We start from the raw sequence: 8360 nt of genomic DNA, 5'->3' as shown, positions 1-8360 counted from the left end.
CCGACCGGGGCGTCCGCCCCGCCGCAGACCTCCGCCATCCCGCGCAGCGCCTGGCCGAGGATCGCCCCGGAGCTGCCGCGCGCCCCCAGCAGCGCCCCTCGGGCCAGGGCCCGCCACACCTCGGCGGGCCCGGCGCCGTCCGGCAGCGCCGCCACCGCCTCGGCCGCCGCGCGCGCGGTCAGATACAGGTTGGTGCCGGTGTCCCGGTCCGGGATCGGGAAGACGTTCAGCGCGTCGATCTCCGCACGGGCCCGGTCCAGCGCCTCCACCGCCAGGCCGCACCAGCGGCGCACCGCCGCGGCGTCCAGGACCTCTCCCACGCCCACCCCCTCGCGTGTGCCCGGAAGGCTAGCGTCGACCGGGAGGGAACGGGCCGATTCCGGGCGCCCCGGGGGACCGGCGTCGAGGGCCGATGCTGATTCGCGCACTCGCGCGCGGGTCGGCTACCCTGGCTGAGCAGCGCACCCGCCGGGGGCGCCACTTTGGCGAGCGCTCGAACCCGGGCGCCCACAAGGCATCGACATCACTTGGAGTTTCCCGTGGCTTCCGTCTGCGACGTCTGCGGCAAGGGACCCGGTTTCGGCATGCGCGTCTCCCACTCGCACCGCCGCACCCCGCGCCGCTGGAACCCCAACATCCAGCGCGTGCGCGCCGTGGTCAACGGGGCGACCAAGCGCATCAACGCCTGCACCTCGTGCATCAAGGCCGGCAAGGTCGTCCGGCCGAGCGTCTGAGACCTGCTCGACGGCGCACCCCGGCCCACCGGCCCGTCGCCGGTGGGCCGTCTCGTGCCGCCCGACGGGCCGAGGTGCGCCATCCCGTCGGTGGCGCACGGTAGAAAGTAGGGCGTGGCCAAACTCGACGAGCCGTTGCGCAACCTGCTGGGGGCGAGGACGGCCAAGGTGCTGGCGAGCGGCCTGGATCTGCACACGGTCGGGGACCTGCTGCACCACTATCCCCGCCGCTACGCCAAGCGCGGCGAGCTGACCGATCTGGACGGCCTGCGCGAGGGCGAGTACGTCACCGTGCTGGCCGAGGTGACCAAGGTGCAGGGCCGCACCATCCCGCGTCCTCCCGGCTACCTGCTGGAGGTCACCGTCAGCGACGGCCACGGCGATCTCAAGCTCACCTTCTTCGGCCGCAAGGGCTCCTATCGGGCCGAACGGGAACTGTCGCCCGGCACCCGCGGGCTGTTCTCCGGCAAGGTCACCGTCTACCGGCCGCGCGGCGGCGGACGCCCGCAGCGGCAGCTCACCCATCCGGAGTTCCGGACGGTGGCGCCCAGCGCGGCGGCGGGGGAGATGGCCCGCGAGTTCGCCGAGGAGATCATCCCGATCTATCCGGCCACCAGGGGCCTGGAGTCGTGGAAGATCGAAGAGTGCGTGCAGATCGTGCTGCCGCAGCTGGAGCTCGGCCCCGATCCGATGCCCGAGGCGACCCTCCGGCGGCACGGCCTCATCGGCCTGGAGGAGGCCTACCGGGGCATCCACAAGCCCCGTGACTGGGCCGAGCTGGAGCGCGCCCGCCGCCGGCTGAAGTGGGACGAGGCGTTCGTGCTGCAGGTCGCCCTGGCGCAGCGCCGGCTGGCGGCCTCCGCGCTGCCCGCCAAGGCCTGGCCGCGCGTCGAGGGCGGGCTGCTGGACGCCTTCGACGCGGCCCTGCCGTTCTCCCTTACTGAGGGGCAGCGCCGGGTCGGCACGGAGATCGCCGAGGACCTGTCCGTCAAGCACCCCATGCACCGGCTGCTGCAGGGCGATGTGGGCGCGGGCAAGACCGTCGTGGCCCTGCGGGCGATGCTGCAGGTCGTCGACGGCGGGGGACAGGCCGCCCTGCTCGCCCCCACCGAGGTGCTGGCCCAGCAGCACTACCGCTCCATCACCGAGATGCTCGGCCCGCTGGCGCAGGCCGGGCAGATCGGCGGCGCCGAGCAGGCCACCCGGGTCGCGCTGATCACCGGATCGCAGGGCGCCAAGGCCCGCCGCCAGGCGCTGCTGGACGCCGCCTCCGGCCAGGCCGGCATCGTCGTCGGCACCCACGCCCTGCTGGAGGACCAGGTGCAGTTCGCCGACCTGGGGCTGGTCGTGATCGACGAACAGCACCGCTTCGGCGTGGAGCAGCGCGACGCGCTGCGCGCCAAGGCCGGCGACGGCCGTCCGCACGTGCTGGTGATGACCGCCACCCCCATCCCACGGACGGTGGCGATGACGGTGTTCGGCGACCTGGAGGTCTCCACCCTCGCCCAGCTCCCGGCCGGGCGGGCGGAGATCAAGACCTACGTCGTGCCGCCCGAGCGCCCCAAGTTCCTGGCCCGCACCTGGGAGCGCATCCGCGAGGAGGCCGCCCAGGGCCGCCAGACCTACATCGTGTGCCCCCGCATCGGCGCGCAGGAGGGCGAGGAGGAGGGCGCCCCCGCGCTGCTCGGCGACGAGCCCGGCGGCGCGCTCGGCGACGAGGAGGACGGTGCGCGCCGCCGCGCCCCGATCGCCGTGCTGGACCTGCTGCCCCGGCTGGAGGAGGAGCTGCTGCCCGGGCTGCGGATCGGCGTCCTGCACGGCAAGCTGCCGCCGGAGGACAAGGACGCGGTGATGCGCCGGTTCGCCGCCGGCGAGCTGGACGTCCTGCTGGCCACCACGGTGATCGAGGTCGGGGTGAACGTCCCCAACGCCACCGTGATGGTGATCATGGACGCCGACCGGTTCGGCGTCTCCCAGCTCCACCAGCTGCGCGGCCGGGTCGGCCGGGGCACCCTGCCAGGCCTGTGCCTGCTGGTCACCGACGCCGAGCCCGGCGGCAGGGCCCGGGAGCGCCTGGACGCCGTCGCCTCCACCACCGACGGGTTCGCCCTGTCCCGCCTGGACCTGGAGCAGCGCCGGGAGGGCGACGTGCTCGGCGCCGCCCAGGCCGGCCGCGCCTCCAGCCTCCGGTTGCTCACGCTGCTCCAGGACGAGGAGCTGATCCGCCTCGCCCGCGAGGAGGCCACCGCCCTGGTCGACGCCGACCCCGAGCTGGCGGACAATCCCGCCCTGGCAGCCGAACTGGCCGTCCTCCTCGACGAGGAGCGCGTCGGCTTCCTGGAGAAGGCGTGAGCCTGTGACGAGGATCATCGCGGGGGTCGCCGGAGGACGGCGGCTGACCGTGCCGCCCGGCAGGGACACCCGCCCCACCAGCGACCGGGCGCGGGAGGGGCTGTTCGGCACCGTGCGGGCGCTGCTGGGACCGCTGGACGGGCTGCGCGTGGCGGACCTGTTCGCCGGCTCGGGGGCGGTCGGGCTGGAGGCGCTGTCGCGGGGGGCCGCGCATGCGCTGCTGGTCGAGGCGCACCCCCGGGCGGTCACGGTGATCCGGCGGAACGTCGCCGCGCTCGGCCTGCCCGGCGCCGAGGTGGTCGCCGGCCGGGTGGAGCGGCTGGTCCGGCGGCGTCCGGAACTGCCCTATGACCTGGTGTTCCTCGACCCGCCGTACGCGTTGGCGGATGAGGCGGTGAGCGGGCTGCTGGAGGCGCTGCGCGACAACGGCTGGCTGGCCGCCGACGCGCTGGTGGCGGTGGAGCGGGCGGCCCGCGGCCCGGCGCTGCGCTGGCCGCCGGGGTACCTCCCCGAGCGGGATCGCCGTTACGGCGAGGCGGTCTTCTGGTACGGCCGGGCCGCCGGATCGACATCCGGATGAGGGCCGTTCCACGCACAACGGGCATGCCGGGCGCAGGTCGTGGTGATCCGGTTTGGTACGGTCGCGCCGCAGATCGCCCCTCGTAGGCACGGGTGGGCGTGTGCAGTCGAGGGAAGGGAAGTGATCGTGCGCCGTGTCCTGTGTCCCGGGTCGTTCGACCCCGTAACCAACGGACATCTCGACATCATCAGCCGTGCCTCCAACCTCTACGACGAGGTCGTGGTGGGGGTGCTGATCAACATCTCCAAGCAGAGCCTGTTCTCGGTCGATGAGCGCGTGGAGATGATGCGCGAGGTCACCAAGGACTACGGCAACGTCAAGGTGGACAAGTTCCACGGCCTGACCGTGGACTACTGCCGCCAGCACGACATCCCCGTGATCGTCCGAGGACTGCGCGCGGTCAGCGACTTCGACTACGAGCTGCAGATCGCCCAGATGAACCACCGGATGGCCGGGGTGGAGACGCTGTTCATGGCGACCAACCCGCTGTATGCGTTCCTGTCCTCCAGCCTGATGAAGGAGGTCGTCAAGTACGGCGGGGACATCTCCGGACTGGTCCCGGAGGTGATCCACCAGCGGCTGGTGGAGCGGCTGCGCGGCGAGAAGTGAGGACTCCCCGGCGGTCGGCGCCGTCGAGTTGGGACCGGTCCCGACCGTTGGGTACGCTTGGCAGACGGCGCCGTTCGGCCGCCGTCTGACGATCGCGATCCGCCATGTCCCACGGAAGCAGGAAAGCTCTGATCCGCATCGATGCGAACGCCCCGTTGGTGCTCGACACCCGGGCACTGGACCGGCGTCCCGGGTCGATGCAGGAGCTGACCTGCACCGTTCCGGCCCCGGCGGATCTCGGCGTCGAGATGGTGGGCGTCCCGGAGGGCGCCGACGTCGAGCTGGATCTGCGGCTCGAGTCCGTGCTGGAGGGCATCCTCGTCACGGGCACCGCGCGGATGCCCCTCACCGGGGAGTGCGCGCGCTGCCTGGACCCGCTCGAGGAGGACTTCGAGGCGGACTTTCAGGAACTGTTCGTCTACCCCGACACCCGCTCCGGTGGGGAGGCCGAGGAGGACGAGCACCGGATCGAGGGCGATGCGATCGACCTGGAGCCGGTGCTGCGGGACACGGTGGTGCTCGCGCTGCCGCTGTCCCCGCTGTGCCGGGACGACTGTCCCGGGCTGTGCCCCGACTGCGGGGCGCGGCTGGCGGACGTCGAACCCGGCCATCGCCACGACACCGTCGACCCACGGTGGGCGGCGCTGCGGGACCTGACCGACCTACGAGAAGAAAAGCAGGAGGGCTGAAGTGGCCGTCCCCAAGCGGAAGAAGTCGCGCAGCAACACGCGGCACCGGCGCTCACAGTGGAAGGCCACCGTGCCGAACCTGATCGCGTGCCCGCAGTGCCGTGAGCCGAAGCTGCCGCACACGGCGTGCTCCAACTGCGGCACCTACAACCGTCGTCAGGTCATCCCCCAGGGCTGACCTTCCTCGGGGGCGGCCGGCGGCCGCCCCCGCCGGTTCACTCCGCGAACTGTCTTTTTCGTCGTCACCGTCGCGGCGACCGCCGGGCGACGGCGCCGGCGCGGGACCCGCTCCCCGCCGGCATCGCAGGGTGGAGCCCGAGGCCGTGGTGTCCGCCGGGGAACGCTCCGGCGCGCACCTCGTCTTCGCGGAACCCCTCACGGGCGACGCGCAGCCGGCGCAGGCGGCTGCGGCCGTCCGTGCAGCGCACGGCGGGCGCCCTCTGTCCGCGAGGAGGATTCCGTGACCGCCAAGCCGGCCTCCGGCCCCGCTCCCGACCGTGCCGGGCTCGAACGCGCCCTCGGCGTCTCGGTGGACCCCGAGCTGCTGGAGCGCGCCCTGACGCACCGCTCCTACGCCTACGAGAACGGCGGCCTGCCCACCAACGAGCGCCTGGAGTTCCTCGGCGACTCGGTGCTGGGCCTGGTCGTCACCGACACCCTGTTCCGCACCCATCCGGACCTGCCCGAGGGGCAGCTGGCCAAGCTGCGCGCCGCGGTGGTGAACATGCGGGCGCTGGCCGGCGTGGCCCGCTCGCTGGGCGCGGGCGCCTACATCCGGCTGGGCCGCGGCGAGGAGGGCACCGGCGGCCGGGACAAGGACTCGATCCTGGCCGACACGCTGGAGGCGTTGATCGGGGCGGTCTATCTGGACCACGGTCTGGAGGAGGCCGCCAAGCTGGTTCATCGGCTGTTCGACGGGCTGATCGACCGCTCCGCCAGCCTGGGCGCGGGCCTGGACTGGAAGACCTCGCTGCAGGAGCTGACCGCCGTCGAGGAGCTGGGCGTCCCCGAATACCACGTGGACGAGAGCGGCCCCGACCATCAGAAGACGTTCCGCGCCACCGTGCTGGTCGGCGGGGTCGCCTACGGGTCCGGCGTGGGACGCAGCAAGAAGGAGGCCGAGCAGCACGCCGCCGAGGCCGCCTGGAACGCGATCCGCGAGATGTCCGCCAAGCGCAAGGCCGAGGCCGGCGAGGGCGGGGCCGACGGCTCCGGGGACGGCTGAACCGATGCCCGAGCTGCCCGAGGTGGAGGTGGTCCGCCGGGGGCTGGAGCGCTGGGTGGCCGGCCGCACCGTCGCCTCGGCCGAGGTGCTGCACCCCCGGGCGGTCCGGCGGCAGACCGGGGGCGCCGAGGACTTCGTCGCTCGGCTGGTCGGCCGCACGGTGGCGGCGCCCCGCCGCCGCGGCAAGTACCTGTGGCTGCCGTTGGACGACGGTGCGCTGCTGGCCCATCTGGGGATGAGCGGCCAGCTGCTGGTCGGCGCTCCGGACCGGCCGCCGGGCAGGCATCTGCGGGCCCGGCTGACGTTCACCGACGACGGCCACGACCTGCGCTTCGAGGACCAGCGGACGTTCGGTCACCTGATGGTCGCCGAGCTGGTGCCGGACGCGTTCGGGGGGACGGTGCCCGAGCCGGTCGCGCACATCGCGGCCGATCCGCTGGAGCCCGCCTTCGACGACGAGGCGTTCTATCGGGCGTTGCGCCGCAGACGGACGGGGCTGAAGCGGGCGCTGCTGGACCAGACGCTGATCAGCGGGGTCGGCAACATCTACGCCGACGAGGCGCTGTGGCGGGCGCGGCTGCACTGGGCGCGTGCCACCGAGAACCTCACCCGGCCGGAGGTCATGCGGCTGCTGGCGGCGGTGCGCGAGGTGATGACGGCGGCGTTGGCGGCCGGCGGGACCTCGTTCGACAGCCTGTATGTGAACGTCAACGGCGAGAGCGGGTACTTCGACCGGTCTCTGCAGGTCTACGGGCGGCGGGACGAGCCGTGCTCACGGTGCGGCACGCCGATCCGCCGGGACGCGTTCATGAACCGCTCCTCCTTCAGCTGCCCCCGCTGCCAGCCCCGCCCGCGCCGTCCCCGGCCGTGAGCCGCCCGTCCGGCGGCCCCGGACGCGCCGGGGCGGGGTAGCGGGCCGGCGTGCGCCCCGGCCTTCTACGATCGTGCCCGTGGAGGACACCGAACCGGTACGGCTGACGGCCTGGGCGCACGGACGCGTCCAGGGAGTGGGTTTCCGCTGGTGGGTGCGGTCACGGGCGTTGGAGCTGGGCCTGGTGGGCTCGGCCGCCAACCTGCCGGACGGGCGGGTGGAGGTGGTCGCGGAGGGACCGCGCGCGGCGTGTGAGCGGTTGCTGGAGCTGCTGCGCGGCCCGGACACCCCCGGGAGGGTCTCCGCGGTCGTCGAACGGTGGTCTCCGGCCCGGGGCGGCCTGGACGGGTTCGTCGAACAGTGACCTCCTTCCCCGCCCCGGGGCGGGGCGTGCACGCGGCCGGGTGCGCCTCGGGCCGGCGCCGCGCGTGCCCCGGCGGGCCCTCACCGGTCGCGCCGCCTCCCGCATCGAGCACGCGTTCCGGGCGCGCGGCCGGGCGGGACCGCCCGCCTCCCGGCGGGTCGGACCGGAGTTTCGCGGTGTCCTGCGCGTTCAGGCCCGATCGGGCGGGGAAAGAGAACGGAGGAAGCAAGGGAGGCGAGGCGCGGTGTGGCGTGCGCCGGGTGTTCCCGGCGTCGGCCGGGCCGCCGGTGAAGAGGGCCGGATTCCTTCCCGATCCGAAGACCGGAGGGCTTCCTCCGGATGGTCGAGGGCGAGTGGGGGAAACCGGTTTGCACCTGCTAAACTTGCTTCTACAGGTTGTTACCGGCCCGTGATGTCCGTCTTGACCGGCTCTCTGGCCAGTGCGACTCTAGATGATACGCGCACCGTAATGAAGAGATGATCGGGCGCTATTCCTGCTGGTTACTCAGCGTGGAGGACCCTTAGTCATGGCGAAGGCTCTACTCGGCCACGTCGGCGGTCCCGACCCCCGGATGGTCGCGGAGATGCGGCGCCTGCAGCAGCGAGTACGTGATCTGGAAGCCGAGCTCGTCCGGCTTCAGGCGGAGAACGAGGCGCTGGCCGCGGGGGCCCCACACGAGGATGTGTTGGCACTCCAGGTGAAGGATCGTGAGCCGGCACTGACCTGACAGTGCCGTAGGAGGAAACGCTGGGGACGTCGAGAGGACGGCGTCCCTTTTGCTTTGCCCTCTGTCTGGTTTTCGGCCATTCGGACAGGTTGACCTGCATATTTCTTCCGGAGAGCGGTCCCCCGGCCTCGGCGGACGTGGCACAGTAGGGGACCGCGGGCGGCGACCCCCGGCCGGCCCTGGGCGCCCGTCGTCGGCGGTAAGGTTC

At 73.1% G+C, this 8360-nt stretch carries 11 protein-coding genes; 10 read left to right on the top strand and 1 reads right to left on the bottom strand.

Annotation, left to right across the window (positions count from 1 at the left end; all coding sequences use genetic code 11):
• Nucleotides 1–320 (bottom strand): DAK2 domain-containing protein (locus EIO00_RS15580; protein WP_140179604.1); only part of this gene is annotated, 320 nt, incomplete at its 3' end.
• A 219-nt stretch (nt 321–539) separates the two neighbouring features.
• Here EIO00_RS15580 and rpmB point away from each other — a divergent pair.
• The 10 genes from rpmB to EIO00_RS15530 all read left to right on the top strand — a co-directional run bounded on the left by rpmB (nt 540) and on the right by EIO00_RS15530 (nt 8152).
• Complete coding sequence (gene rpmB / locus EIO00_RS15575; RefSeq protein WP_140179602.1) at nt 540–734, top strand: 50S ribosomal protein L28; 195 nt, start codon at nt 540–542, stop codon at nt 732–734.
• A 114-nt stretch (nt 735–848) separates the two neighbouring features.
• On the top strand, nt 849–3086 hold the full coding sequence (recG, locus tag EIO00_RS15570) for an ATP-dependent DNA helicase RecG (protein WP_140179600.1): 2238 nt from the start codon (nt 849–851) through the stop codon (nt 3084–3086).
• A gap of 4 nt (nt 3087–3090) precedes the next feature.
• Nucleotides 3091–3666, top strand: a complete 576-nt coding sequence (gene rsmD / locus EIO00_RS15565) for a 16S rRNA (guanine(966)-N(2))-methyltransferase RsmD (RefSeq protein WP_140179599.1) — start codon at nt 3091–3093, stop codon at nt 3664–3666.
• Between the two features lie 126 nt (nt 3667–3792).
• Nucleotides 3793–4275, top strand: coding sequence for a pantetheine-phosphate adenylyltransferase (gene coaD / locus EIO00_RS15560; RefSeq protein ID WP_140179597.1), 483 nt, complete (start codon nt 3793–3795; stop codon nt 4273–4275).
• Nucleotides 4276–4379: 104 nt separating this feature from the next.
• The gene (locus tag EIO00_RS15555; RefSeq protein WP_140179595.1) at nt 4380–4964 is read left to right on the top strand and encodes a YceD family protein; all 585 of its coding nucleotides are present in this window, start codon (nt 4380–4382) and stop codon (nt 4962–4964) included.
• Nucleotide 4965: 1 nt separating this feature from the next.
• On the top strand, nt 4966–5142 hold the full coding sequence (rpmF, locus tag EIO00_RS15550; protein WP_140179593.1) for a 50S ribosomal protein L32: 177 nt from the start codon (nt 4966–4968) through the stop codon (nt 5140–5142).
• A gap of 282 nt (nt 5143–5424) precedes the next feature.
• Nucleotides 5425–6189, top strand: a complete 765-nt coding sequence (rnc, locus tag EIO00_RS15545) for a ribonuclease III (protein ID WP_140179591.1) — start codon at nt 5425–5427, stop codon at nt 6187–6189.
• A gap of 4 nt (nt 6190–6193) precedes the next feature.
• Nucleotides 6194–7060: a bifunctional DNA-formamidopyrimidine glycosylase/DNA-(apurinic or apyrimidinic site) lyase gene (mutM, locus tag EIO00_RS15540; RefSeq protein ID WP_140179589.1), complete on the top strand. Its 867-nt coding sequence runs from the start codon at nt 6194–6196 to the stop codon at nt 7058–7060.
• A 79-nt stretch (nt 7061–7139) separates the two neighbouring features.
• Nucleotides 7140–7424, top strand: coding sequence for an acylphosphatase (locus EIO00_RS15535; protein ID WP_140179587.1), 285 nt, complete (start codon nt 7140–7142; stop codon nt 7422–7424).
• 527 nt (nt 7425–7951) lie between these two features.
• On the top strand, nt 7952–8152 hold the full coding sequence (locus EIO00_RS15530; RefSeq protein WP_140179585.1) for a hypothetical protein: 201 nt from the start codon (nt 7952–7954) through the stop codon (nt 8150–8152).
• Nucleotides 8153–8360: the final 208 nt, after the last annotated feature.

It is taken from the genome of Thermomonospora catenispora, assembly GCF_006363815.1.
In the GTDB taxonomy this organism is placed as follows: domain Bacteria; phylum Actinomycetota; class Actinomycetes; order Streptosporangiales; family Streptosporangiaceae; genus Thermomonospora; species Thermomonospora catenispora.
Note: the sequence above shows the minus strand (reverse complement) of the source record. Positions and strands in the feature narration are given on the sequence as shown.

What these genes read in the sequence shown, in the direction of transcription:
- mutM (WP_140179589.1), top strand. Translation starts at nt 6,194, where the DNA reads ATGCCCGAGCTGCCCGAGGTGGAGGTGGTCCGCCGGGGGCTGGAGCGC.
- EIO00_RS15555 (WP_140179595.1), top strand. Translation starts at nt 4,380, where the DNA reads ATGTCCCACGGAAGCAGGAAAGCTCTGATCCGCATCGATGCGAACGCC.
- EIO00_RS15530 (WP_140179585.1), top strand. Translation starts at nt 7,952, where the DNA reads ATGGCGAAGGCTCTACTCGGCCACGTCGGCGGTCCCGACCCCCGGATG.